The organism is Klebsiella sp. K5-45, from assembly GCF_030128605.1.
Taxonomy (GTDB): Bacteria; Pseudomonadota; Gammaproteobacteria; order Enterobacterales; family Enterobacteriaceae; genus Klebsiella; species Klebsiella quasipneumoniae.
Genome location: NZ_JAKUZW010000002.1, coordinates 129,337 through 154,378, shown reverse-complemented (window position 1 = coordinate 154,378; position 25,042 = coordinate 129,337). Strand labels below are relative to the sequence as shown.

The window sequence follows — 25,042 nt, the reverse complement described above, 5'->3', positions numbered from 1 at the left end:
GCTCGCCCTCTTTCTGTATCATCCCCGTCCCATCCGGTTAAATCGCACCTGTTAACAATTACGAGGTGCTTATGTCCGAAAATAACTATGGTGCGCTGATGATGAAATCGGCACTCAGCGCCAGCGTTAATATAGACTCCATATTATTACCTGGGATATACCCTGTATCTGCAGGAAACTCATCATCACCAGACCAAAATGGCGGGGTTCTAACCGTGCATTCTGGTGCGGTGAAAAGACGCTCTTTTACCTCTGACTCCGTAATTTCTGCAACCTCGACCTATAACAACATCACTTCAGCGTGGAGTCAGTGGGCTTTACCATTATCTCGCACGCTCCCCGGCAAAGATATTCATGATGATGGAAATGTACGCTTATTCTTAAAAAACATGGGTCTAACATGCTCCAGTATCTCTGAGCTTAGAGCTATGGAACCATCATCACCGGGGCAAAGTGCAATCTTAGAACGGGTGGCAACTGGCACAGCGACAGTTAACGCCATTGTGACGCACGACCCGACAGACACAACGTCACCGGACGATGGCATTTCAATTTTTGTAACGCCAGGTGGCGCTCGATGGAAGGCTGATATCAGCGGCGGTTACGACCTGAGGCTGGCGGGTCTTCTCGTTGATGGTTCGAATTTTAGTCCGGTATTAAAAAAGGCCAGGGACGCAATCATTAATAAGGTCGTCGCCAATGGTCGGGTTAACAACGTAGCCAGCACTATTCGCATAGTGCCTACTAACTTTATTTGTGAATTTAAAATCACAGAGAAGGTAGACCTGCCTCCTTTTATAAGTTGTGGCACTATCGGTGGCCCCTTTTTCGAGGCGGGGGATTTTCTTGATGATTATTGCTTCAGGGTTTCGAATCAGGATTTCCCTCAACTGACAAAGGCTATGTATCAGGCCGAAACGAGCTGGAAAGGCGCTGTCAGTACATACTGGAATCAGGCGGTCGGGAATAAGCCCTTCTTTGCAATGGACGGCCAGAGGATGACTTTGCGCGGGCCTGGTTACGCACTGGATTCCAGCGGTAATCCGACGATTAAAACTGTGGGGATCGTCTTTGGTAATGATGTTCCGTGTGAACTTGATGTGCGTAACCTGACGATTTGCGACATGAAGATAATGGGTTTCCACACCAGCCATCGCTGGGGAACTTATTACACCTTCATGTGTGGATTTAGTAACTGCTATTTCTCACGATGCTATAACGGCATGGATGTGCCTGAGGCATTCTATAATTTTGGTGAGGACATGTATTATGAAAACTGCACCTTCGGCAATATGGCACACTACGGATTATGGATTAAAGGCGGTGGAGCTTTTTCACTGACGAATGTCAGGCTCGATTTTATTGGCAGTGACGGGATACATTTGGGGCCGCTTTCTCCTGGTATCCTCACCTATATTTCAGGAAATATTGAAGGGGTTCAGGGGCAGCTTGTTGCTAAAGATACCCCGCAAAGTTATTCGAAATCGACGGTGCATTTTGGTAAAGCCGTGCGGAGAGATACCCGCAGGACGATTGCTGGTCTCAGTGATAAATATTACGGCATCTATCAGGAATACGGTTGCCCGCAATCAGTTTACGGACAGATGCTGGTAGTGACGGATGAGTCCTATTGCCAGTCACGGCAGGGGAAAAAGCCGAATACAGCTTATCCGACACTGGCCGGGCATCCGGGCAATACCGGCGTGCATATTACTAACCCGCGCTCTATTGATGGAATGACACCGTGGCCTAACTCATACAGCCCGGCCTGCTCTAACCGGGTTAACCGGACTATTGAATTTACTGATTTGAGTACCGGTGATGTTGGCGGTGATTTGCTTTCCACTGATTACGCATTTGCCGCTCTGAAGACCGGTAACGCGACATGCCGCTACGGAACGCTGGCCGACGCCACTGATGATGGTTATATGCCGTTTATTATCACGCTGACTGACCCGTCAGAAGTGGTGCAGCTATTCTGCACCAACGAAGCCAAAGCAGAATCGGGGCTGCAACCGCTGTGGGGTTCAGGGTCAATCCGCATTGCTGACGTGACAGGAAATCTTATGGTGTCTATGTTGATGGCAAGCTATCTGCGTAACAGCATTCGTGCCGTGCTGGACACTGCAACAAATCTTATCTCAGCATCCAGTACGCCTATACGGCGGGCGATTGCAGAGAGTGCAGCAATTAATATGACGGAGCAGCGACAGGGAACATTAATTACTGCCGCAGATTACCAGGCAATCATTCCGCAGAGCGTTACCGGGCACTGGCAGGGAAATGACTTTATTCAGGCTGGCGTAAAATTTACCGGTTGCGTCGGGACTTTTTACTACAAACTGCCTATATGGTGGTTTGTGAAGGGGTGATATATGCATTACTACATTTATCCATCGACATCAAAAATAGCAGACGGGAAAGCGGTGCTGCTTGAGATAACCAGCGCCCAAAGGGATATGCAATTTTTCGCGAACTTCGACTGCGACGATATCCTTGACGTTATATTAACCGGGCAGGCCGCATTATTTGACGTTGGATTTGATACCAGCGCAACGATTCTTAGCCTGACGGATTGATTTCATACACTATAAATGGGCCGCTATGCGGCCCTCTTTTTGTGAACCTCCCATACTGTTACACCCATCGATTCACAGAAACTCGCCAAATATTCCAGGTTCGACCACTCTCTTATACCTCCCCTTGCTGCCTCGATAAAAATCAATGCATCGCCATTACGATGCATGCCACATAACTGCCATCTACCACTACGCGTACTGGTCGCTATGACCCTTGAAAACATACCGTTTTCGTAGAAGTCTTTAAATGCTGGTTTTTTACGCGCTGTCGCTTTCATAAAAGACAAATCCCCGAATTGTTGATAACAAACCGGGGAAATGTTGACACAAAATCAGAGAATGACTTTTTTATTTCTCAGCGGTCACGACGCCTGCGCAATATCTCGGGCTGATGGTAACGGATTACTGTAGACCATCCCGCTGATAATTGGCGCTACAGTCATCTGATTCTCATTCCTGCGCTTTAGGGTGACGGATAGAGCCCTGCTTGTTTCCTGACTGGTTAGCGGATGTGTTGACAGTAGAATCACGGTTAATGGGATGACAACCATTCCAGACTGCTCCAGAAATCTGCGTTTTCCTCCCAGTCTGTACACTGGTGTAACGCCGGAGACAGCCAACCCCATAAAGTTTATCGGCATTGCATCTGTAACAGTTTTTGCCGGGCAAAAAATCACAGCTTTATCAAAGCCGGTCGCCGTTAACTGTAATGCTGACAAGTCCGGGGGCGTCGATTCTGGCGCATTCTCTCCGTGGAATATCTCCAGATCGCACACAACGCGTTGTAATGGATTCTGGAATTTAAGCGACCATTCGCCAGTCAACAGGCCGCCAAACACGTCAATGGTGTGCTGTGGGTACGGAATACCATTTATCGGCGCACTACTCCCCCTGACCTCAGACGGAAGAACCCAATCAGGCACGACAGAAGAGTCTGTAATCTGTGCTTTCTCAAGGTCTGATATCGCAATTAGCTCATCTGGTGTTAATGCCATTATTTCCCCTTAGCCGAAAGAAGCTGGTCAATGTGTGCCGCCTGCACGTACAGGTCGTTAAAAATGAAGTTAAGCTCCGCCACGTCAACTGGATCCCCTTCAATCAATTTTCCGCCTGCATTAATGTAAGTCGGCGCAAAGCCATCAGCCTGTTTCGCTGCCGATGGTTGTTTCTTGCTCGGATAAATGCCGCCACTTACAGGATAATTACGAGCAACGGTCGCAAATGTATTCATGGCGCTTCTACCCTGGCTAAAAGCTCCTGATACTTTTTGTACAGGTCGTTAAGGATGTAATTCATTACCTGAGCGCTTATCCCGTCACCAAACACCAAATTTCCTTTTACATCAAAGTAGGTCGGGGCGAACCCGGTAGCCTGCATTTCTTCTGATGGCTCTTGCTTGTTTGGAATATCAGCACCACCTTGCCCCGCGTAAGTTTTGTCAGTATTGGCCCAGCTATCCATTTGTCACCTTCATCTTTTTGACTGTTACAAGCGTGTTGAATGGCTCCAGAAGCTCATTCCCGTTTACCGTTTTCGTACCCTCTATCCGCGTCAAAAGGGACTTTGTCGCGGTGACACGGATCCCTTTAGTTGCTGTAGCCATCACTGTTTTTTGCGTCCTCTCGTATTTGATGCCGCCCCACACAGCCGGAAAAGCATTACCGGGAAACATTGGCGCGTGGTGGGCCAATTTGACGTTAGGAGGTGTTGCAGCGCTGTATATATCCCCGGCAAAGGTTGCCGCAACCAGTGTTTCTGGCAGTTCGATATCCGGAGCCATCGCGCCACACTGGACGAAAACAGCGCGTAGAGGTACGCGGTTGAAAGCCGCACCTACAGCGCCCGCAGAAAGTCCTACACGATTCAGACGCAACCATGTAAGGCTATAGGCTAACTGGATGAATCCGCCGACAGCGCGGCGCGACTGAAGCGAAACAGATTGCGTCCCGGCACCCTGCAACAGGGCTATTATATAGCTATCATCATCGCGGCCCTCTCTGGGTATGGCGAACCGTTCTCCCCATGCATCCAGCAAAAGACCCGATGAATCTGTAATTGAGAAACCCTTTTTCAGGTAGTCCAGCGCATCAACCATGCCCTGCTGGTTAGCCTTGATGCCGGAAACGAGGTCGATATTTCGCTGTAATCTGACCTTTGAGGTAAGGCGTTCAGTTGCCAGTTGCCCCGGTTTTTTGATTGATGGCTCCATTACGACACCACCACAGAAGTAGAATCCGTAACCGCAACAACGCCGCTACTTATGGGTACAGTTTTCCCTGTTGGTGATTCGGAAGTGCCTACAGTTACCGTAACATCCGTCATCGTCGGAAAAGCCGTAATCAAACGGGCAGATATTTGCCCCGCGAAAACGTCACGGCCCATTTCAAGCTGAGAGAAATAGCCAGTGATAACGCTTTTAGCTACGCTCTCGTAATCGTCTGGCTTGCCTGTTGTCTCAGCGTCCCATGTATCACCGGAAACGGAAACATAGACAAGCTGGAAGCTCTGGCGAGTGAAATAAACCGTTTCGGTAGTTGTACCGTCAGTTGCTGTACCCGATGTGTTGCCGTAGAAACCGCATTCAGCCGCTGCCGCATCATAGATGGCCTGCGCTATCGCGTCGCTATCACCACCAGCAACAAAAACCTGAACTGACTTCCCCGGCAGACCATCAGCATCTGTCTCAATTCCTCTGTTGGTGTTAACAGTGACGTGGCTCACGCCCGCAACAGCTAGAACGGCGTTTTTTATGCCCGGTCTTGATGCGCTGACATTCTTTCGCCCTGCTTCCGCAGCTTCGAAAAGACGTTCTCTGTATTGCTCGTCATCTTCTATTTCAAAGCCTTTACTACCGTTGGCAAGAATCAGAATGTCATCTGTTGCCACATAGCCGAATCGAACATCAGGAAACTCCGTATCGCTGTCATACCATGTTGTTGCTGGCATTCCGGTACGAACGATGGAAAAAACATCATCAGAAAATGAAAACTGGATGAGCGATTTACCATCCGCTGCATAAAGCAACAACCCGTAATCCGTTGAATATGTGGTTACTGATGTATCAGCGGCGGCGATGACGGGATAAAGCCTGGATAAAATAGAATCAGACGTATCGCCCGTCTGGTACTGCGTTGAATATGGTTTACCGTTGATGGATATTGTGAAGGTGTTTCCCGTGGTGATAGCATCAGGCTTAACCTCCAGCACAAACCCGGCAGCACTTTTACCATTGGCCTGAATACTGCCTGACGGCGACCAGTCACCAGAAATACCGGAGATAGTGAAAGTCTCACCAGACGCGATTACCTGCCCTGAAGCCAGCAGGTAAACCACATCGGCAGATGACCGGGTTAATCCATAGCGAGGAAGCATGAACCCCTCGCCGATACCGTCAAGCTGAATGCCTTCACCTGATGAAATGAAGAAACCAGCAAACGTCCAGCCGATGGCCTCCACGATATTCAGGTCATTTTCAGCGACAACCGCCATAACCTGACCAATCAGGGAATCACCGTCCGGGCTTATATCCCCCAGCAGGTCGCGCAATTTCTGGTAAATGTCGCCGCGTAGCTCTGGCAGTCTGGCACCGTGCCAGCCGCCATCATTAATTAATTCCACTCATCACCTCCGTGCTATCGGCACCGACATAAACCGCAAAGCGGATCGTGTAATCCCCCTTAACGTCATTGATGGTTGTAGTTCTGGCATCGGTCACGCCAGTAGTGCGCCGTGCCTCTGCGTTAATCATGTTGGAGACAATCGAAACCGGCAGACGTGATGCCATAATGCCTGGCAACCACGGCAACCCCTGAGTTTCATCAAGCCACCATTCGCCGCGATTAGTGCCTACGCGGATTTCTGCCTGCTGCGCAATGCCATCAATGCCACCATCCAGCACCAAATCGCCATTGCGGAGAATGACTCCGCTTTCATCCTGCATAATGTCCAGCATCAGTAATTCATCCCCTCAACGAATGCCAGCTTTGAAACCCATACAAGGCAACGGCTAGAACCTACAGCCTCTACCCGCTGAACCTCACCAACGGGGATAATGCGTCGCCCTCTGGAAGTCAGCATGACTAGCTTTAAATCCTCACCAACCTGCGGCCGCTCTGTGGAAAGAAAGCAGCCCTTTACCCCCTGTCGATACTGAGTTGTTGTGATGTTCATTCGGTGTGCATCCATTTTTCAACGTGGACGACCGTCACAGCAGAATCCAGCGACTCGATATCCAGCAGGTCATCAAGGTCAAACCCTTCACCAGCATCATTTAACATTTGCGCCATCGCCGCTTGATGCGGCAATTCAAACGGCAAGTCGCTGTAAAATGGCATGTACTGGTCTTTGTTCTCCCTGCACGTCGCCATGACCATACTCAGCGGCGCGTTAATCAGGGGGATGCACTCGACGCGCTCAACTACAAGCCCGGACCGCTCAGTGATATTTATAATCTCGCCTTTGCCGATGGCTGTGCCGTAGTCACCCGCCATCAGAAAGCCACCGTTAGAAAGCGCGATTTGTGCCGCATGGTCTGTTAATTTCATGGTTTTTCCTTATGACGGGGCGTCGGTCTGACTGCCCTCACCGTTTTCTTTATGCGTGTGAGAATTGAAGGACTTACCGCCGCTGATGTGGTCAGCGGCTTTGCTATCGCCGGTTATGGTGACGTTGCCGCCAAAGTCAGCATTGCCGCCACCTTCTGCGCCCTGACTGATGGATCCCGAAATCGTCAAATTCCCGTTTATGGTTGTCATTGGCGCTGTCATATCGATACCGCCCGGCGCGTTAACGGTCATTTTGTTGCCCGTAATCTCGAAAGTTGCGCCTTTCCCGGTATCGCCCTTAATGCTTCCGTCATCCCATTCAATAAAGGCGCTACCACTGAATACTCTTACCCCTGCCTTATCCGGCATCTGGTGGCTGGCAACGTCTGAAAACCCACATATAGCGATGGCGCTTGAAATGGTCTTATGGTCTGGTTCGTCGCCGTCACCGTGTGAAAGCGCGATAAGGAGACATTCATCCCCCGGAGAAACTCGCCCGCTAACGCCTGACTTACCGCTATCCCAGACGAGCGAAACTAAACGAACGTTTTCAACAGCCGGATAAGCAATCGGTTCTGAGTTGTCACCGAATATGCGTTTTGGGGTTGGCAGGACAGTTGCCCGCCCGCCGCTGACTGAAACAATCGTTGCCTCAAGTGAAAAAAGCGCTGAATTAAGCGCCTGCTCAACAATTGCCTGAATCTGGCTACCTGCCCTCATGCAATGATGCCCTCCCATGACGATGACCACGCCTGACGGTCGCGGGTACTAAAGCGATGGGAAATTTTCTTCACAATAACCATCCATCCTTCGCCCATTGATGGAGACGAAAGCTCTACCTGCTCGCCAATCTCAACCCCGCCATAAAGCAATGATTCCCACGTAACAGCCTCAATAACTCCCATCTGGCGGCGAGCACCTTTTGAGTAGTCAACCTGTGAGCCCTTCGGAGGCCAGACATATGTAGTTATGCTTTTGTCGTGCTTCTTCTGGATCTGCTCTTTTTCGGAAGGGTTCTTTTTCTTCGTGCGTTTCGGGGAGTGAATCTTCAGAAGTGGCGCACCAAGCAGGCCCGTTTCAGGGGAGAAAACAGCAGCGCCAGTAAGAATTGAATCACCGGCAGTGACAACAATTGACTGATACTGAAGCGACCAGTTGGCATTAACTGGCTTGCAAAGGCTGGTCAGCACATCACGGGACAATGCCGCAGCGCTGACGCTTTTAGCCAGGGTGAGAGATGATGCTGATTTAGAGAACTGACAACCCAGCCCCATATCGGACGCTACCTGTAACACAGCATCTTTAAGGCTCTGACCTTTGCGAAACGTGCGCGATGTGACGCTGGCCCGAAATGGAATCAGCGCCTCATAGATTTTCATTTTCAGGCCATATACCTCATTGGGCTTGATGGTCACGGCGCTTATAAGTTCGCCCTGAAACAGGGTGAACATTCCTTCATCTATATAGCCAGCGGCAACGCTGACGGTTGAACCAGCCTGAGCGATGGCGTTCTGCGTCTGTGGTGTTAAACCCCATAACGTTAAATCAGCCTCGTTTGGCTCTTTTTCATCGTCACGCACAGACGAGAAATCAACGTCCACATCAGTAATGTGGATCGTCTCACCATCTGTGCAGTTAATGGTTATTTCGAACTGACGCCCGTAAGCCATGAAGTTCACCTCCTTTATATAGAGGTGATTTAAAGGCAATGGCCTGACTAATTACAGAAACGGCTCCAGCGGTAATGCGTGTCAATATTATGCACAAGGCTAAATCTGTGGATAAGCAACATGAAACAACCCACCTGCACGATTTTAGTTAGTGGTCAATATCGCCCCAACCACGCATCACCACTCACTTTCGATGTGGATAACATTTAACGTGCCAACATGAATGTTTGATATTTGTTGCTTTTGTTATGCTCAGTTTTAACGCAATGAATATGTAACAGAGCGAACATAATTGAACGGTCAAATATTTAACCGTTATAAAACATCAGTGAAAAGTGATAGATTCCTGCAATCGCTGGTGGAAACAAGCCTGAGCGCGGTTTTATATTTTTCCCTCACCCACATGCTTACGCTTTCCCTCTTTCTGCCAACTCATAACAAAACCATGTCAATACGTTAAATTAACTGGTCAGATGAGATTGCAGAAACATTTCCGGTAATTAAACCAGTAAACCCAACCAAAAATAACGTATCCAATTGATTGTCATACTGTTAATGAAGATGGTAAATGTTCGGCTTTGTTTCCTTCTGAAACATTTTTTAATGAAATGGCAGTAACCGCCCTCTTTTTGGCCTTTTTCACATGCTTACTAAGAATGTCCAACCTTATATATCCGTTTGCCTCGCCGCTATAACTCCATGATTAGATTAATGAAGTTTTCACTTAAATATTTTTATTTTTTCACAGCGCAAAAACGCAAGGTATTGACGCCAAAAAACGGGCCGTTTTTGAATGAAAAACAATCGAAATTACATAATGCACTGAATTTTATAGGTTAATTTTATTTTTTGTTATTTTGCATAAAACAAGACTTCAATCATTTACTTAACCATCATTTCATGATGCTTGTAAAACTATCCACATGATAATAATTTAACAAATATATCACATGATTTAACATGCGTTATGTTGATTTTGTGTTAACTGGCATTTAACTTTTTAATTACATTATTTGTGATGCAATGTTCAGGCATAAAAAAACCCGGCAGATGCCGGGCTCGCTTTTGTGGTCTGCTGTCAGACCATGCTACTGAATGCCGCCTCCACTTCTGACGGGCTAAGCGTCGCAATGTCCTGATAAAGAGAAATCGCCTCCTGTGTGGTTTTCCTTCCGCCCATCAAAACCTTATCACCACCACGGCTAATCATTTCCACACGGTAAATATCAGGCTTCGCTTTTAAATTAGTACGTAGCTGAAGTAATTTAAACTGGCAACCTTTCGGATACTTCTTTTGATACATAACATCATTATCTTTTATCGCTGAATTAACCATACCTTACCCTTTAACCTGTAAATATTCTTCAATCGAATTGTTTAAAACTCTCCTCATTGCCGCAAACGGTGGAGATTGCAAGTAAACGCTCGGAACGTCCTTCACCGCGTGATTTAATATCAATTCTGTTGCAAGATAATCCTCACCACGCACGGCGGCGGATGTTCTGAATAATTTTCTTAAATCATGGCAGCGCCATTTAATCCCGGCGCGGGAAATCGTCGTTACAAGCGTGTTGTACTTTATTTCTGACTCACCTATCACGCTTAGCCACCCCTCGATTAAAGGAATGTATTTAACTGGCAAAGGTAAAAGTAAATCGGAGTGAGTTTTAGTCTCCCGGTCAGGAACAAACAACTTCCCACCTGAAAGAATTGATGATGGGGATAGTGAAAGCGTTTCTGTTGCCCTCATCCCAAAACACAGCATCATACGGACTGCGGCCCTATATGGATCTCGCAAAGACTCAATATCGCGCACTACCGTAGAATACTCGTCAACACTTACACGGGCTGGCCTGCTCAACGCCCTGTGACGCTTTATCCGCTTGCCTATAGCTCTTGCCGCTGTACGCATTGCATCAAGCATCCTACCCAGAGAGCCCGGCGCGGCTGGTTTAAATTTAATATCAGCATGAATCACCCAGGCTACAACAGCCGCAACGCAATCGATGCGCTGGCGAATCGTAGACGCCGCCAGCCCATTATCAATGCAACGGTCGGCGTATCTTACCCACGTGTCAGGTACGCTTGCAGCGCGTACCCCAAGAGATAAAACAGGCTCCAGCATACGGACGGCGTGACGTTCGTTAATAATTGTTTTCTCACGCAAACTGACCGCCTGAGCGCGGCGGTCAACCATTATCAGTAAATCACTGAGCATCCTTACCCCCTGACAGCCAGTGCTGTACGGATGGCATTTGCAACAGCGGCATAAAATGCCGAATCTTCATACTCCTGCTGTCCGGCCCACTCAAATATGACAGCGGTAAACTTCATATTGCTGATGACGGTCGATGTAGCATCGCTGCGGGTATAAAGCGAAACCCAAACCCCCGGCTTCACAACTTTACTCTTTACTACACCCAGCGCCGGAATCACGCCCCTGATGGCTGAAGCATGACGTTTAGCGGTATCTTTGTTCACTCCCTCCCGCTCGCTACGTTCTGCCACCAGTCTTAACCCTTCTTCTATAAGGTCACGCGACAAACGGCGCTCGTTTCTTTTGGTCTTAATTTTGTCCATTTGAATCACCTTTTATTATCATCCAGGCTGTTGCGTTAGGACTTAAGCGCACCTCAGCAACTAAACCACGTGAAGCCATATTCTTTAGTTTTTGGCGAACGTCATACTGAAGAATCACCTTGTCAGGATGTGCGCGGCATACAGCCTCACGTATGAAGCTGGTATGCATTTTCTGTTTTTTTAATTCAGGGCTAGACCATCGCTGGAAAGCCTCAATTATGTCTTTATCGGTGATGATGTAACGGCGCATTAATTCCCCGAAGAAAAGTAATAAATAGCTAATGAAATGGCGGGCAACCAGAAAAATATTACACAGAATAAGCAGGCCCACACTGTTATGCGCCAAAAACCACGATAATTAGTATCTTCTACAGGCAATTTACGATTCATTATCAACTTTCCTGTTTATTTTGCTGTGCGTTTGGATTAATCCATAAGCACTCGGTGCGCTGCACGGAACCGGAAAAACCATTAGCAGCTGTCGTCCTTGTCACCTTCTTCCACTCTATGAGCGAGTCGTTATAAAGTTTACTGTCATATCCGCAGATAATTACCGCCCCCTGCAGTTGTTTAACTGCGTTTAGTAATTCTACGTGCTCTTCGTTGGTCATCTCGTACCGATAGGCGCTGTTTTTTGCAGTCTCAACACGCGTTTCGTGAACGTAAGGTGGATCTACAAAATGTAATGTCGATGCGGTGTCATGGTCACGCATACACTGAATTGCATTACGGTTTTCAATCAGCACGCCCGAAAAACGACTGGCCACAGCTGCAAGATTGTCAGGCTGACGCGCCCAAATACGCTGTGCAGTGGCGCTATTGCGCTTTGTGTCCAGGCGGAATCCTGTTTTGCCTTTAGTTGCCCCTGCGCTACCAAAACCCATTGTGGCCCGAACAATCAACCGTCTGGCTTGCTCTATTGGGTTGTCACTGTTTTCATATGCGCAATTAAACTCGGCCCGTGCGTATGGGGTAAGTGCGCAAGCGTCGATAAGATTCTGCGCTGCCTTGCTGTCGCGCAGCACCCGAAATAAATTCACAACATCGCCATCTAAGTCGTTGTAGACCTCGGCTTCTGACGGCTCTTTTTTCAAAAGCACTGACGCACCTCCGCCGAACGGCTCAACGTAGCAACGATGTTCAGGAAAGTGGCTGATTATCCAGCTGGCAAGGCGGAATTTACCTCCGTGGTAACGAATCGCCGGATGCTTGATTGCTGTCTCGGTCATTTACTTGCCCTTTCTTCGGTGATTGGAAAGTCGATACCAATGCGCAACACTGCGGCTGTATTGAAAATAAGCCCCATACGTGGCGTTGCCTCCAGCCCTTCAATGCGCCGGATAGTGGATCGCATAACTGAAACCAACGTGGCAAATTCGGTTTTATCCATGCCTAACTCACGGCGCAAAGCACCGCTAACAAGCAGGTCTGTTAACTGTCCGATGGTCATGCGGCGCTTTTCTGCCATGACCTTTTTTACTGTTTCATTCGACATAAAAGCCCCTTATGTAATGCTTACTACGTACTGGTTATCACCCAATTTGAAAGCGTGAATGGCGGTTCGTGATGCAACCCAACCATCATCACCGCGCAAAAGTAACGGGATTGTTTGTCCTCTGTTAATGAGTCTCTCAATTGCTCCGGCTGCACTTATATCGCTTTCGGTATTAATAGCTATAGCTCGCTGCTTACCTCTACAAATGTCGATCTTTTCAGATCCACTTAAATATTTAGTTATCGTCACCTGCCTAATTTCGACAGGGTTTAAAATGAGGTTTTCAATTGCGTGTTTATTGGTAACACGATGCGGGTTTTTATAGATAATCTCTCCGGCTATGCTTCCGTTAGCCATTAACCAGACAATATCTTTTAGCAGATAATGATTTCCCTGAATTAATACATGTTCTTCACCTTCCCGGATGCGGATATATGCCGGAGTTCCCTTTTCACCCATTCCTTTGCGTGACTTGCGTAATAACTGACCATCACGGTACTCGAAAAGCTCATGACATTTGTGATAAAGCCATGCCTGATTTGTTTCATCGCCAGTATGACCGGCCTCATTGATGATATCGGCAAACGGCGCAACATCACCCTCAGCAATGGCTCTAAGCGCGGCCCTCATAACATCAGGAAAAAGAATCTCCTGACTGGTGATTCTTTCCTGTGCCCGATGATACATATCTTCATCACCACGAAACTGAATGACTTTCTGGTTTTTTTTCATTTCTAATTCTCAATAAGTTGAGGTGCTACATACACCCCTGTGCTTAATGCACTATGGAAAGCATTAGCCAACCGACAGGCGTTTATTTCCTCTTTAGTCATTGCTGGGCGAGGTTTTACAGCCTTCTTCTTCTCAGGCCTTGCCGATTTGAGAGCGCGAGTAATAGCCCCGCTAACAAAAAAATTCTTCTGCGCGTTCTTCAGGTGATACAAATATTTTCCCGTTGCCTGACATTTGATCTTCTCAATTTCTACGTATGGCGAACGAAACATATTCCAAATTCTGCGGGCGATGTTCTTTGCTGTTTGTTTTTTAAATTTGGCGTTTACTTCCTCCCGAATTTGACTCATAGACAGCCTGCGACCCTGCATTATTTTGACAAGGTCTTTAGCGGTTACATTGCGCTTCAGGTTGCTATAGGCCAGCAGGAGAGATTCGCGGAAATACTGACGCGCCGAACCACCGAAGGTATCAGCGCCCTTTCTTGCCAGTTCCCACGCATGACGAAATACCAGAGCAAAATCGCGCATGATGCCCCCTATGCGTGTTTAGTTAGGATTTTCGGATGTGTGGCAATGAATATGCCGTGATTTTCTCCATGCGGCGCTACGTGAAAAAACAGGCCGCGACGGGAAATTTCAGAGAGGATTTTTGCGATTCGCTCAGGTAGAGCCTGAACATTTTGACGCGGGGAAATACTGGAGACTTCATCACCGAAAAGGTGAGCGACGTTATCGCCCTCACCTAATCGGTAACAAATCAGGAGTAAAGCACTAACAACATGCTGTGTATTGCTGGTTTTGGTTAACTTTACGCCAAAAATAGCCATGATATTTACCCACTAAAATTGTGGTTACTTCATCATGGCCTTTTGCAATGTATATTATGTTAAATAGAATATCAGGACGCGTAACCCAACCATAGTTACAACTCTACCCCATGAAATTCATAGGCTCCATCTTGTCCTCCACCGGCTGCTTACTCGTTTGTATATGACTCGCGCTGTTTTCACTCACGGTACCAAAAATTCATATTTTCTTAACGTGTGTTATGGTAATAACCCCCTATTTCGCTCTGAAATTTTCAATTAAAGGAAAATTTAATAATGATTTAATAATGGGCAGTAATGGGTTTATGTTTTTTTATTGCTTTTAATATTTTTCAACGGTAATGTTCTATAATCACAAGAGCTAACTTTCTGCAAGTAGTAAAATTAAAATCTAACATTATTTATAAGTTTGCTGTTAGAAATGATTTTTCTAGCGGCGCGCTGTATTGGATGCTATTTAACTTGCTGTGCCTTTTTTATTTACACCAAATAAAACATGTTTGGTTATAACGCCTTGATCAGAAACTACACGCCCGAGGTATATTATGGACTCGTTAAAAGATCCTATACTGATTTTCATCTATATCGTAATGACACTGGCTTACATTGTAACCTTTCGGAGGGTTTTCTCGTTGTTAAAGACGCAGGGATGGTCATTGGCGGAGGCTTTATCTGAACCATCCCCCCCTCCTGACCCAGCAGCGCCAGCAGCGCCAGCGATTGTGCCGCCGGTGCCCTTTGCCAGTTCAAGTCGGCTGATTGCATTTGTCGGGATGGTGATCATCGCTATTATTTTTGTAGGTACTGGCTACTACGTTATCTATGCATTATTTAATGATGCTTCAAACATTAGCAGAAATCTTAAGAGTGTTAGTCACTTTTTGATGTTTGGCGGAACGCTGTTTGCTCCATATGTCTTTAACAAAATATCATCAATTGGGAAATAAATACTCATCAAGGCTCTACTATTTACAGTACAGCGAGGCATGCTATGGGTAATTTCTACACCGATACTATTCAGTATGACAAACGTTTCAATAGCACAGAACGGATCTCTGATATTTTACTTCTCGAACCTGTAACACGAAAGATAGTTCAGTCCATCATTGAACAGGCAAAACTCAACGGACTTGAACTGATGGTTTTCGAAACCTACCGGAGTCAGGACCGGCAGGCTCTCCTGTATGAGCGGGGGGCGACCAAACTTCAGAAAGTTGGAGTTCATCATTATGGCTTAGCCTGCGATATTGTAAGGAGTATTAACGGCGAACCATCGTGGAAAGGTGATTTCTCCCTGTTGGGCCAGTTGGCATGGCACAATAAAGTAATCTGGGGTGGTAACTGGGGAACCCCAGCTATCAAACACACTTTTATCGATGATGACCATATACAGCGCTGCACAATTGGCCGTCAGGCGGCGCTATTTTCAGGCCAATGGTATCCTGATGAAAAATATGATCCTTATCAGGACCTTAAAAATTAGCTATAGAGGTGCCGGTATCACTGCCGAATCCCCTTGTTTCATTCGCATAATTCCCCATCTGCGGCGGTTGCTTTGGCACAAGCTGATGGGGATAACTATTACTCCAGAAACACAACGATCTTCGCGCTTAAGCAGCGCGAACGCCTGACCACGTGTTCGAACCGGTCCCGTTTAGCGCTGACTGCACGATCGCATTTCGCCGTTGATGTATCCTACCCACTTGCCGGCGATCTTCTTACCTCATGCTCGTTGCTGCGTAAAAAAGTCAATCTCCCTGACCATGTTTATTTATACTCAGAAAACATGTCATTAAGAAAGGAAGCTACGCATTGAAATGGCTAACCTGGTTAAAACGTATCGTGTTGTCCCTGCTGCTGTTGATCGTTGGCGCTCTGGGACTACGCCTTTATGACATTCAGCGCGGGCCCGATCTGCAGCTCTGGCATACCTGGGTTCCGCATGAGATGGACGCGGATGAAATCGACAATGCTGACTGGAACGATTACATCAAAAAAGAGAATGCGCTCTTCAGTGAGGTAAAACGCCAGGTTACCGATAAGCTGGACGCTGAGCAGCAAACCGAACTGAATCGTTACTACAGCCACAGCCCCATCTATCCGGACTCGTTTCCCACCAACTGGAATCGGTCATACATCATGATGCCGGATGGTAAACCGCAAGGTGCTGTGGTGTTGCTGCATGGTCTGACAGATACCCCCTACAGCCTGCGGCATATCGCCGAAAATTACCGCCAACAGGGTTATGTCGCCATCGGTATCAGATTACCGGGCCATGGGACGGTTCCCGCCGGGCTGACCGACGTGGACTGGCAGGACTGGCTGGCCGCCACGCGCCTGGCGGTGAGAGAAGCGAAACGACTGACGGGTAAAGATGCGCCCCTGCATATCGTCGGATTTTCCAACGGCGGCGCGCTGGCAATGAAGTATTCGCTGGACGCGCTGGATAATGCCGAACTGGCAAAACCCCAGCGGGTGATCCTGATTTCTCCGATGATCGGCATTACTAGCTTCGCGCGTTTTTCCGGCCTCGCGGGCTGGCCCGCGTTTCTCCCCGCCTTCTCGAAAGCCGCATGGTTAAACATCATGCCCGAATTTAATCCGTTTAAATATAACTCCTTCCCGACGAACGCCGCCCGGCAGTCCTTCCTGCTGACCAAAGCGCTGCAAAAGCAGATAGTGGCTGACGCGAGGAATCAGAAACTTAACAGCTTACCGCCGGTATTGACCTTTCAGTCCGTCATGGATTCAACGGTCAGTACGCAGGCGATCGTGACGGCGCTGTATAACCGCTTGCCGGATAATGGCAGTGAAATTGTCCTGTTCGATTTAAATCATGCGGTCAGGTTTAATTCATTATTACGCCGGACGTCTTACACCGCGCTGGCGCGGTTGCTGCCCGCAGCGCCGCGAGCTTATCAAACCACGATCATCACTAACGCCAATTCCGCCAGTACAGAGATGGAGATCCGAACAACACCTGCCGGGAAAACAGACACTACGGTGGAGAAGCTACAGGGACTGCATTATTTACCGGACGTGTATTCGCTTTCTCATGTCGCGCTTCCCTTCCCCTTGAGCGATTCGCTGTACGGACGCTATCCCCATCCGCTGAATCAATACGGGATCAGCCTCGGCACGTTTGCAGCTCGCGGCGAGCGTTCTGTGCTGGTAGTGGGCCTGGACTCGCTGATGCGCCAGTCTTCCAATCCGTTTTTTCCCTATATGATCAAGCGCATTGACGAAGGGATCGACACTCGCCCGGCTCTCTCCGGGAAATAACTCTTCTCTGGATAAGTGGCCACCACGGCCACTTTTTCCTGAGGATGCGGTACTACGCTTTCGCCGACGTCGACAGCCACTGATATATCGAGGACAAATCCTGCCCGGCATATCCTGCGTCCGCCGCCTGCTGCCACAGTTCGGCGATGTTATCCAGCCCCGGCATGGTGTGCGGCTCGGCCAGGGAAAGCGCCAGCCGGGCATCTTTCAGCGCATGCGCCAGCTGCATCTGCGGCACGAATTGCTCATTGGCGATGGCGTCCAGTTTGACTTTGACATACGGTGCGGCCAGCGGGCCGCCTTCCAGGGCGCTCCACAGCTGGTCGGGAGTAAAGCCCAGCGTCTTCGCCAGCTGAGCGCTTTCCGCGATGCCCTGCATCATCGAAATCAGCCAGGCATTGAGGACCAGCTTCATTTTCTGGCTGTTGCCCGCCTCACCAAACCACTGCGTCCCACGTGAGATAGCGGCAAATACCTGCTCCGCCGCGCCACATTTTTCACGCTCCCCGCTGGCGAGCACCAGGATCTGCGCCTTCTCCGCCGGGGCTTTGGTCCCTGAAACCGGAGCATCGACGAAGGTCATCGCCGGCTGAAGCTCCCGCAGCAAGGCGATAGCCTGCTGGGTCTCCGGCAGGCCAATGGTGCCCATCTGGCAATAGATCGCCTGCGGCTGACAGGCAGGCGCAATTTGCGCCAGTACCTCCAGGGTAGCCTGACCGTCGGCGAGCATACTGATGATCACCTCAGCATCGGCCACCGCCTGCTGCGGCGTGGCGTGCAGAGATAATCCCTGCGCCTGTAAATCCTCGCCGCGCGCTAGCGAACGGTTCCAGCCCGCGACGGTAAAGCCCTTCTTCAGTAGATTGCTGGCAAAAGCGTGTCCCATGGCGCCGAGTCCCAGCACCGCGACCTTTGGTAATGTACTCATCTTGTCTGTCCTGATTCGCGTATTAATAAATGGCGGACGTCTACTATCGCATCTCTGGCACGGAAGTCAGTAGCAATAACCGCCATAAAAAGTGACACTGTCACTACGTCATGGCCATGTTTATAGCGGCTCAGGGCTGGCGGAGCCACTCCAGCAAGCGGCGCATTGCTGGCGACAGGCGGTCGTCATCCTGATAGCACAGGCACAGCCGACGCAGCGCCCAGCGATCCTGCAATGTGATAACGGTGAACCGGTAGCGCAGCTGGTAGCGTTCGGCAATAACCCGCGGCAGGATCGCCCCGCCGGCACCGTGAGCCACCATCTCGCAAAGCCCTTCAAAATGGCTCATCCTGATGCGGACGTTCAGCGCCTGGCCGAGCCCGGCGGCCTGCTCTTCGATATGCTGCTGCAGTGCGCTGGTCTGATAGAGCGCGACCAGCGGCTCATGGATAATCGTCGCGAAAGCCACTTCGGCTGTTTCACTCAAGGCATGGGCCGGCGGCACGATCAGCACCAGGGGATCCTCCGCGACGGGCTCCAGACGCAACGGCCCGGGATCGACCGCATCGGACACCACCCCGGCCTGCGCTAAGCCCGCCAGAATGCTGCTGACAATATCCGCGCTGGTGCGCTCTTCGGTGTCGATCTGTATCCCAGGATGCGCAGCCATCCACGCGGCGAGTTTGCCCGGCAGAAAAGCCGACAGCGCCGAGGTATTGGCAAACAGGCGCAGCGTTCCCTGCTGACCGCGGGCGAAGGCGTGCATCGCCTGGCGCAGACGCCGCTGCTGCTCTAACAACGGACGAGCATGGCGTGCCAGCACCTGCCCGGCCTCGGTCGTTGTCACTCCCCGGGCATGACGGTGCAGCAGCGGCACACCGACCTCCGCCTCCATTTTGCGCAGCCTTTCGCTGGCGGAGGCCAGTGCCAGATGGGCCGCCGCCGCTCCGCCGGTAATGCTGCCGGTATCCACGATGGCGATAAACAGCCGCAGATCGGCGAGATCCAGTCGCATGACGCCCTCCTTCCCTTCGGTTTTACCGTAGCCTTTGGGCAACATACCGCATTGTCCCCCCCGCGACCAGCTGTTTCAATGCCCTTCTCTGAGCCGATAGGTGAGCCATGATGTTTGATCTCCACACTCTCTGTTTACTGCTGATTTTTATCGCCGCCGGCCTGGTCAAAGGGGTGACTGGTATGGGGCTGCCCACCGTGGCGATGGGCCTGCTTGGCCTGCTGATGCCGCCACCGGCCGCGGCGGCCTTGCTGGTGCTCCCCTCGCTGTTGACCAATCTCTGGCAGCTGCTGGCCGGCCCCGCGCTGGCGCAGATTGCGCGTCGCCTCTGGTTAATGATGACCGGGATGATTATCGGCACGCTGGCGGGATCGTCACTGCTCATCCATCTTAACCCGCGGTGGTCGGCGCTAGCGCTGGGCGCCGTGCTGATAGCTTATGCCGGATACGCACTCCGTGGTCCGGCGGTGCAGGTTTCTGCACGCATGGAAAAGCGCCTGTCGCCGCTGATGGGCGGACTGACCGGAGTGATCACCGGGGCGACCGGGGTATTTGTTATTCCGGCGGTGCCCTGGCTGCAGGCGCTGGGCTTTCGTCGCGACGAGCTGGTCCAGGCCCTGGGATTGTCGTTCACCCTGTCCACTCTGGCGATGGCGGCCGGCCTCTCTCTGCACGCTGGCTGGCGCGCAGATTCGCTGCTGCTGTCGGCGCTGGCGCTGGCGCCCGCGCTGCTCGGCATGTGGCTGGGACAGCGGATCCGCTCGCGTCTCAGCCCGCAGCGCTTTCGTCAGGGCTTTCTGTTGTTCCTGCTGGCGCTGGGGCTGGAGCTTGTCCTCCGGGGGTTGCTGGCGGAATCATCCTAGCGGCGGGTAATGTGCTTCACATTGTATTTACTGGTGTTCTGGTAGATCTCTGAGAAATCAACGATCGCCCGGTTCTGGGCGTAGCTGACAGACTGCACCCGTAGCAGGAGGCTGTTAGGCGCCACCTGCAGCAGCTCCGCCTGCTCGCGGGTCGCCAGCACCGGGGTATAGCTGCGGTGGCTCTCAATAATGGTGATATGGCACTCTTTTTTGAAATAGTTGAACTTAGACTGCTCAAGGTTACCCACGCTGAGCCACGGAAAAGCGGCGTAGGGAATGTAGCTGTTCTCCACCAGGATCGGGACCTCATCAATCAGCCGCAGCCGCCTGACGTAGTAGACTTTTTCTCCCGGCTGGATCTTTAACTGCTGGGCAATGGCCGGCGGGGCGTCAAGCAAGGTGAACTCAATAACCTTATTGCGGTAGTTGGTGACCCCCACCACCTGCATCTGGTAGTTAAACCCCTCCAGCTCTCCGCCATGATAGTTACTTTTACGCACAATGCAGGTTCCGCTGCCGTGCCGCCGGGCGATCAGCTTTTCCTCCTCGAGTAGCGCCAGCGCTTTGCGCAGCGTCATCACCGAGACCTGCAGCTCCGCAGCCAGCGCTTTTTCGCTGGGCAGCATATCGCCGACGGCATAGTCGTCGCTGTTGATGCGGGCCTTCAGTTCTGTGGCAATCTTTTTATAAATCACTTTTAGATGTCTCACCGAGAGGAGTGACGTCAAATGCAGCTGCATTTAATGCATTGTATTTATTCATAAAAATTAATTTTCACGCGCCATAAGCAGCGTTAACTCATCTATAAAAATGGCTATATTTATATATCTCTCCTGCAACAATATATATGACTTTCGTCACAGATGGCCTTTTTCCTGCTCGGGATCCCGGTGGTCTGCTCCTAGTCTGATAAGCCTATTGATCAGGTGATGACAGCGGGCGATGAAGACGAGAGGACAACCATGATTGGCGTGAAAAAGCTTCAGGACTTTTCCAAGGCGATGATCGGGCCGGTGCTGTATCTGCCGGCTATCGGCCTGTTGATCGCCCTGTTCAGCATGACCACCAACCGGCTGTGGGTGGATGAAAGCAGCGGGATCTATCTGTTGGGGAAATTCGTCTCCAGCATGCTCTGGGCGCTGATGAACAATCTCGGGTTTCTGTTCTGCCTCGGACTGGCCAGCGGTCTGGCGAAAACCCGCAAAGCCGAAGCCGCTTTCGTGGCGGCCATGACCTGGCTGGTCTATCTGGCGGCGAACAACAGCTGGCTGACCCTGACCCATCGTCTGGCGACCGGAGCCACCAACGCGCAACTATATGGCAGCGGACAAACCTATATCTTCGGTTTTCAGGTCATCGATATGGGCGTGTTCCTCGGTATTATCCTTGGCTGCGCCGTCGCCTTTGTTCACAATCGCGTGGTTGGCATTGAGTTTCGCGGCGCGCTGTCGATCTACGGCAACAGCAAGCTGGTGCTGATCGTGATGCTGCCGCTGGTGGGCCTGTTTGCTATCGCCACCGTCTATCTCTGGCCGGTGGTGGAGCTGGGTATCTCGGCGCTGACCGGCTTTATGAAATCCTTTGGCGCCATCGGGGTCTTCCTGTACGGCTTTCTCAACCGGTTCCTGATCCCCACCGGGCTGCATCATTTGATCTGGTCGCCGTTCGTCTTTACCTCTATCGGCGGTCAGTTGCTGATTGATGGCCAGACCGTCATTGGCGCCAAGCCTATTTTTCTCGCCGAAATCGCCCGTCATCCCGTTGACACGCTCAGTGATTCCGCCCGGTTTTTGACCTATGGGATGGTGAAGATTTTCGGCACCGCCGGTATGGCGCTCGCTTTCTATCGCACAGCGAAACCGGAGAATAAACAGCGGCTCAAAGTCACGCTGATCCCCTTAATTGTCACCTCCGTGCTGGTGGGGATCACCGAACCTTTTGAGTTTCTCTTCATCTTCACCGCCCCGCTGCTGTGGCTTATCTACTCCCTGCTGGACGGTTTTTTCCAGATGCTGGCCTGGCTGCTTCACGTGCGGGTCTGCGCCACCAACGGTCTTATCGATTTTGTCGTCTATAACCTGCCCGCCGGCGCCAGCGTGACGCGCTGGCCGGTGTTTGTCGCCCTCGGGCTGCTGGAGACCGCCACCATGTACCTGGTCGGCACCTTCTGTATTACCCGCCTGCGAATGCTTACCCCGGGGCGCGAAGCCGCTTCCGATGCGGTGCGTTCCCCACAGACGGATCCGGCAAATGGCGAGTCAGACAAAGGCGCGATGGTGATTGCGGGGTTGGGCGGCAAAGAAAATGTTTGTGCGGTGGAAAACTGTTTTACCCGCCTGCGGGTCGATGTGCGCGACCCCGCACTCATCCAGCAGACGCTGTTAAAAGAGAGCGGCGGGAGCAGCGTGCTGATTAAAGGCAATCATGTTCAGGTGATCTACGGCCTGGGGGTTAACAAAATTCGAACGGCGGTCAACGCCAGTCTGGGTGTAACTGAATAACGAGGTGGTAAATGAAAGATAACTTTGTGGTCACGATTGCCGGCGGCGGTAGTACCTATACGCCGGGGATTGTCATGATGCTGCTGGAAAATATGGCGCGCTTTCCCCTGCGGGAGATCCGTCTGTACGATAACCATCACGAGCGTCAGAAGACCATCGGCGACGCCTGCGCCATTCTGGTGGCGGAACGCTTCCCGCAGGTAAAATTCAGCTATACCACCGATCCGCAGGCGGCCTTCACCGACGTGGATTTTGTGATGGCGCATATTCGCGTTGGCCTGTATGAGATGCGGGAAAAGGATGAAAAAATCCCGCTGAAATATGGCGTGCCGGGTCAGGAAACCTGTGGGCCGGGAGGGATCGCCTACGGTATGCGCTCGATTGCCGGCGTGCTGGAGCTGGTCGATTATATGCAGCAGTACGCCCCGGGGGCGTGGATGCTTAACTACTCCAACCCGGCGGCCATCGTCGCGGAAGCGACCCGTCGCCTGCGGCCCGACGCGCGCATCATCAACATCTGCGATATGCCGGTGGCCATCGAGGGGCTGTTTGCCGATATCCTCGGTCTGCCGTCGCGTAAGGCGCTGAACGTCCGCTACTATGGCCTCAATCATTTTGGCTGGTGGACCAGCATCACCGATAAAGCCGGTAACGATCTGATGCCGGCGCTCAAGCGTCACGTGGCGGAGCAGGGTTACAGTAGCCCAAAAGAAGATTTTCAGCATAAAGCGCCGAGCTGGATCGAAACCTTTAAAAAAGTGAAGGATGTGTTTGCCCTCGATCCCCTGACGTTGCCTAACACTTATCTGAAATACTACCTCTATCCTGACTACGAGGTAGCCCACTCTGACCCGGACTTTACGCGGGCTAACGAAGTGATGGCCGGACGTGAAAAAGAGGTCTTCGATATGGCCCGGGAGATCACTCGTCGCGGCACCGCGGAAGGCGCGCATTTCCATGCCGGGGCCCATGCCACCTTCATCGTCGACCTCGCCTGCGCCATCGCCTTTAACACCCAGGAGCGGATGCTGTTGATCGTGGAAAACAACGGGGCGATCGCCAACTTTGACGAGACGGCGATGGTGGAAGTCCCCTGCCTGGTGGGCGTCAACGGCCCGGAACCGCTGGCGATGGGAAAAATCCCTTCGTTCCAGAAAGGACTGATGGAGCAGCAGGTGGCGGTGGAGAAGCTGGTCGTTGACGCCTGGATTGAGAAAAGCTACCAGAAACTGTGGCAGGCCATCACCCTGTCAAAAACGGTGCCCAGCGCCGCGGTGGCGAAAGCGATTCTCGATGAGCTGATCGTCGCCAACGAAGGTTACTGGCCCGCGCTGCACTGATTTTTTGCCACAACCCTGCCGTGAGAGCCCCTCTCGGCAGGGTTATCGCCGGCATCCATCCCGCGATACCTCCTTCCATAGCCTCCCTCAGCGCCAACGCGTCAATGGCCTGCGCGACGCCAGGCCAGACTGACATCACAGCATCGCCAGCCACTATTTTCCCTGAACAGAGTAATGAAATATAAATTCTATTCTTCGATATTATGGCGTAAAAATGTGATCTGCGTTGTATTCTCTGCGTTACATTAACCCACTGAAAACAACATCATTATTACTAGCTCGCAAATTTAACCCGCATTTCATAGGGATATACTGCCGCATGCCATTGTGATTCGCTTCATGTATTTACCTTCCTGCAACACCGATTTGAAATTAAATTTTCATAATGTGATCTTGTAGCATGCTCATTCCATTTCTTTGTGCCATATTCTTAGCACGGTAAATCGCCGGAACGACAGCAACGTGCCACACCAGGGCGCTGTCCTGCGGCCAACGTCGGCGCTGCCGACGCACTGAAGACCGCTAACCCGAAAAGGAGAACGGATATCGACGACATCCATGCCAACACCAAGCCGTAAACCTCTTTGACCGCCATTGCTTAGCGTACCCTGCCTTGTGCTGAGCAATTACACAAAGAAGAAAATCATTTAATTCAGTTAGATACGACAACACAGGCGTGATAAA

Annotated in this window: 29 protein-coding genes; 8 read left to right on the top strand and 21 right to left on the bottom strand. The window is 50.8% G+C overall.

Annotated features, from left to right (window positions below):
• Positions 1-71: 71 nt before the first annotated feature.
• Positions 72-2,372: a hypothetical protein gene (locus tag MKS11_RS04705; RefSeq protein ID WP_284109405.1), complete on the top strand. Its 2,301-nt coding sequence runs from the start codon at positions 72-74 to the stop codon at positions 2,370-2,372.
• A 3-nt stretch (positions 2,373-2,375) separates the two neighbouring features.
• On the top strand, positions 2,376-2,579 hold the full coding sequence (locus MKS11_RS04700) for a hypothetical protein (RefSeq protein ID WP_269316859.1): 204 nt from the start codon (positions 2,376-2,378) through the stop codon (positions 2,577-2,579).
• 362 nt (positions 2,580-2,941) lie between these two features.
• Here MKS11_RS04700 and MKS11_RS04695 read toward each other — a convergent pair whose 3' ends face one another.
• The 18 genes from MKS11_RS04695 to MKS11_RS04610 form a co-directional block, all read right to left on the bottom strand.
• On the bottom strand, positions 2,942-3,574 hold the full coding sequence (locus tag MKS11_RS04695; protein ID WP_284109404.1) for a hypothetical protein: 633 nt from the start codon (positions 3,572-3,574) through the stop codon (positions 2,942-2,944).
• Positions 3,574-3,810, bottom strand: coding sequence for a hypothetical protein (locus MKS11_RS04690; RefSeq protein ID WP_277897847.1), 237 nt, complete (start codon positions 3,808-3,810; stop codon positions 3,574-3,576). Before MKS11_RS04690 ends, MKS11_RS04695 begins: the two co-directional genes overlap by 1 nt.
• Positions 3,807-4,040 (bottom strand): phosphoglycolate phosphatase, encoded by a 234-nt coding sequence (locus MKS11_RS04685; protein WP_277897846.1) that lies wholly within the window; start codon positions 4,038-4,040, stop codon positions 3,807-3,809. Before MKS11_RS04685 ends, MKS11_RS04690 begins: the two co-directional genes overlap by 4 nt.
• The gene (locus MKS11_RS04680; RefSeq protein WP_284109403.1) at positions 4,033-4,788 is read right to left on the bottom strand and encodes a hypothetical protein; all 756 of its coding nucleotides are present in this window, start codon (positions 4,786-4,788) and stop codon (positions 4,033-4,035) included. The genes MKS11_RS04685 and MKS11_RS04680 overlap by 8 nt, the downstream gene beginning before the upstream one ends.
• Positions 4,788-6,197 carry a baseplate J/gp47 family protein gene (locus MKS11_RS04675; RefSeq protein WP_284109402.1) on the bottom strand — a complete coding sequence of 470 codons (1,410 nt, stop codon included), beginning with the start codon at positions 6,195-6,197 and terminating at the stop codon, positions 4,788-4,790. The genes MKS11_RS04680 and MKS11_RS04675 overlap by 1 nt, the downstream gene beginning before the upstream one ends.
• Positions 6,184-6,531, bottom strand: a complete 348-nt coding sequence (locus tag MKS11_RS04670) for a hypothetical protein (protein ID WP_284109401.1) — start codon at positions 6,529-6,531, stop codon at positions 6,184-6,186. The genes MKS11_RS04675 and MKS11_RS04670 overlap by 14 nt, the downstream gene beginning before the upstream one ends.
• Positions 6,532-6,745: 214 nt before the next feature.
• A complete protein-coding gene (locus tag MKS11_RS04665) occupies positions 6,746-7,123 on the bottom strand; it encodes a hypothetical protein (protein WP_284109400.1) in 378 nt (125 codons plus the stop codon).
• Positions 7,124-7,132: 9 nt separating this feature from the next.
• Entirely contained in the window at positions 7,133-7,843 is a 711-nt protein-coding gene (locus MKS11_RS04660) for a phage baseplate protein (protein WP_284109399.1), read from the bottom strand.
• Positions 7,840-8,793 carry a hypothetical protein gene (locus MKS11_RS04655; protein ID WP_284109398.1) on the bottom strand — a complete coding sequence of 318 codons (954 nt, stop codon included), beginning with the start codon at positions 8,791-8,793 and terminating at the stop codon, positions 7,840-7,842. The genes MKS11_RS04660 and MKS11_RS04655 overlap by 4 nt, the downstream gene beginning before the upstream one ends.
• Before the next feature lie 1,078 nt (positions 8,794-9,871).
• Complete coding sequence (locus tag MKS11_RS04650; RefSeq protein ID WP_131050821.1) at positions 9,872-10,129, bottom strand: hypothetical protein; 258 nt, start codon at positions 10,127-10,129, stop codon at positions 9,872-9,874.
• A gap of 3 nt (positions 10,130-10,132) precedes the next feature.
• Positions 10,133-11,011, bottom strand: a complete 879-nt coding sequence (locus tag MKS11_RS04645; protein WP_284109397.1) for an integrase — start codon at positions 11,009-11,011, stop codon at positions 10,133-10,135.
• 2 nt (positions 11,012-11,013) lie between these two features.
• Complete coding sequence (locus tag MKS11_RS04640; protein ID WP_284109396.1) at positions 11,014-11,373, bottom strand: hypothetical protein; 360 nt, start codon at positions 11,371-11,373, stop codon at positions 11,014-11,016.
• On the bottom strand, positions 11,360-11,704 hold the full coding sequence (locus tag MKS11_RS04635; protein WP_284109395.1) for a hypothetical protein: 345 nt from the start codon (positions 11,702-11,704) through the stop codon (positions 11,360-11,362). The genes MKS11_RS04640 and MKS11_RS04635 overlap by 14 nt, the downstream gene beginning before the upstream one ends.
• A 61-nt stretch (positions 11,705-11,765) precedes the next feature.
• Positions 11,766-12,602, bottom strand: a complete 837-nt coding sequence (locus MKS11_RS04630) for a DNA adenine methylase (protein ID WP_284109394.1) — start codon at positions 12,600-12,602, stop codon at positions 11,766-11,768.
• Entirely contained in the window at positions 12,599-12,868 is a 270-nt protein-coding gene (locus MKS11_RS04625; RefSeq protein WP_284109393.1) for a helix-turn-helix transcriptional regulator, read from the bottom strand. Before MKS11_RS04625 ends, MKS11_RS04630 begins: the two co-directional genes overlap by 4 nt.
• A 9-nt stretch (positions 12,869-12,877) precedes the next feature.
• The gene (locus tag MKS11_RS04620; RefSeq protein ID WP_049107359.1) at positions 12,878-13,600 is read right to left on the bottom strand and encodes a hypothetical protein; all 723 of its coding nucleotides are present in this window, start codon (positions 13,598-13,600) and stop codon (positions 12,878-12,880) included.
• Between the two features lie 2 nt (positions 13,601-13,602).
• Positions 13,603-14,130: a hypothetical protein gene (locus MKS11_RS04615; protein ID WP_016809017.1), complete on the bottom strand. Its 528-nt coding sequence runs from the start codon at positions 14,128-14,130 to the stop codon at positions 13,603-13,605.
• Between the two features lie 8 nt (positions 14,131-14,138).
• Positions 14,139-14,429 (bottom strand): hypothetical protein, encoded by a 291-nt coding sequence (locus MKS11_RS04610; RefSeq protein ID WP_125286347.1) that lies wholly within the window; start codon positions 14,427-14,429, stop codon positions 14,139-14,141.
• A 545-nt stretch (positions 14,430-14,974) separates the two neighbouring features.
• Between MKS11_RS04610 and MKS11_RS04605 the strand changes: the two genes are divergently transcribed.
• From MKS11_RS04605 to MKS11_RS04595, 3 genes are all read left to right on the top strand, one after another.
• Entirely contained in the window at positions 14,975-15,376 is a 402-nt protein-coding gene (locus MKS11_RS04605) for a hypothetical protein (RefSeq protein ID WP_064190034.1), read from the top strand.
• A 44-nt stretch (positions 15,377-15,420) separates the two neighbouring features.
• Complete coding sequence (locus tag MKS11_RS04600; RefSeq protein ID WP_049092389.1) at positions 15,421-15,912, top strand: M15 family metallopeptidase; 492 nt, start codon at positions 15,421-15,423, stop codon at positions 15,910-15,912.
• 329 nt (positions 15,913-16,241) lie between these two features.
• On the top strand, positions 16,242-17,711 hold the full coding sequence (locus tag MKS11_RS04595; protein ID WP_087771737.1) for a carboxylesterase: 1,470 nt from the start codon (positions 16,242-16,244) through the stop codon (positions 17,709-17,711).
• Positions 17,712-17,763: 52 nt separating this feature from the next.
• On the opposite strand, the gene MKS11_RS04590 is transcribed toward MKS11_RS04595, so the two are convergent.
• Positions 17,764-18,639 carry an NAD(P)-dependent oxidoreductase gene (locus tag MKS11_RS04590; protein WP_087771736.1) on the bottom strand — a complete coding sequence of 292 codons (876 nt, stop codon included), beginning with the start codon at positions 18,637-18,639 and terminating at the stop codon, positions 17,764-17,766.
• Between the two features lie 130 nt (positions 18,640-18,769).
• Complete coding sequence (locus tag MKS11_RS04585) at positions 18,770-19,654, bottom strand: LysR substrate-binding domain-containing protein (protein ID WP_087771735.1); 885 nt, start codon at positions 19,652-19,654, stop codon at positions 18,770-18,772.
• Positions 19,655-19,764: 110 nt separating this feature from the next.
• Here MKS11_RS04585 and MKS11_RS04580 point away from each other — a divergent pair, with 110 nt between their 5' ends.
• The gene (locus MKS11_RS04580; protein WP_025999256.1) at positions 19,765-20,517 is read left to right on the top strand and encodes a sulfite exporter TauE/SafE family protein; all 753 of its coding nucleotides are present in this window, start codon (positions 19,765-19,767) and stop codon (positions 20,515-20,517) included.
• On the opposite strand, the gene MKS11_RS04575 is transcribed toward MKS11_RS04580, so the two are convergent.
• Positions 20,514-21,212, bottom strand: coding sequence for a GntR family transcriptional regulator (locus MKS11_RS04575; RefSeq protein WP_004205898.1), 699 nt, complete (start codon positions 21,210-21,212; stop codon positions 20,514-20,516). The genes MKS11_RS04580 and MKS11_RS04575 overlap by 4 nt on opposite strands.
• A gap of 267 nt (positions 21,213-21,479) precedes the next feature.
• Here MKS11_RS04575 and MKS11_RS04570 point away from each other — a divergent pair, with 267 nt between their 5' ends.
• Positions 21,480-23,018, top strand: a complete 1,539-nt coding sequence (locus MKS11_RS04570) for a PTS transporter subunit EIIC (RefSeq protein ID WP_087771734.1) — start codon at positions 21,480-21,482, stop codon at positions 23,016-23,018.
• An 11-nt stretch (positions 23,019-23,029) separates the two neighbouring features.
• The gene (locus MKS11_RS04565; protein ID WP_004205902.1) at positions 23,030-24,358 is read left to right on the top strand and encodes a 6-phospho-alpha-glucosidase; all 1,329 of its coding nucleotides are present in this window, start codon (positions 23,030-23,032) and stop codon (positions 24,356-24,358) included.
• The last annotated feature ends 684 nt before the right edge of the window (positions 24,359-25,042 follow it).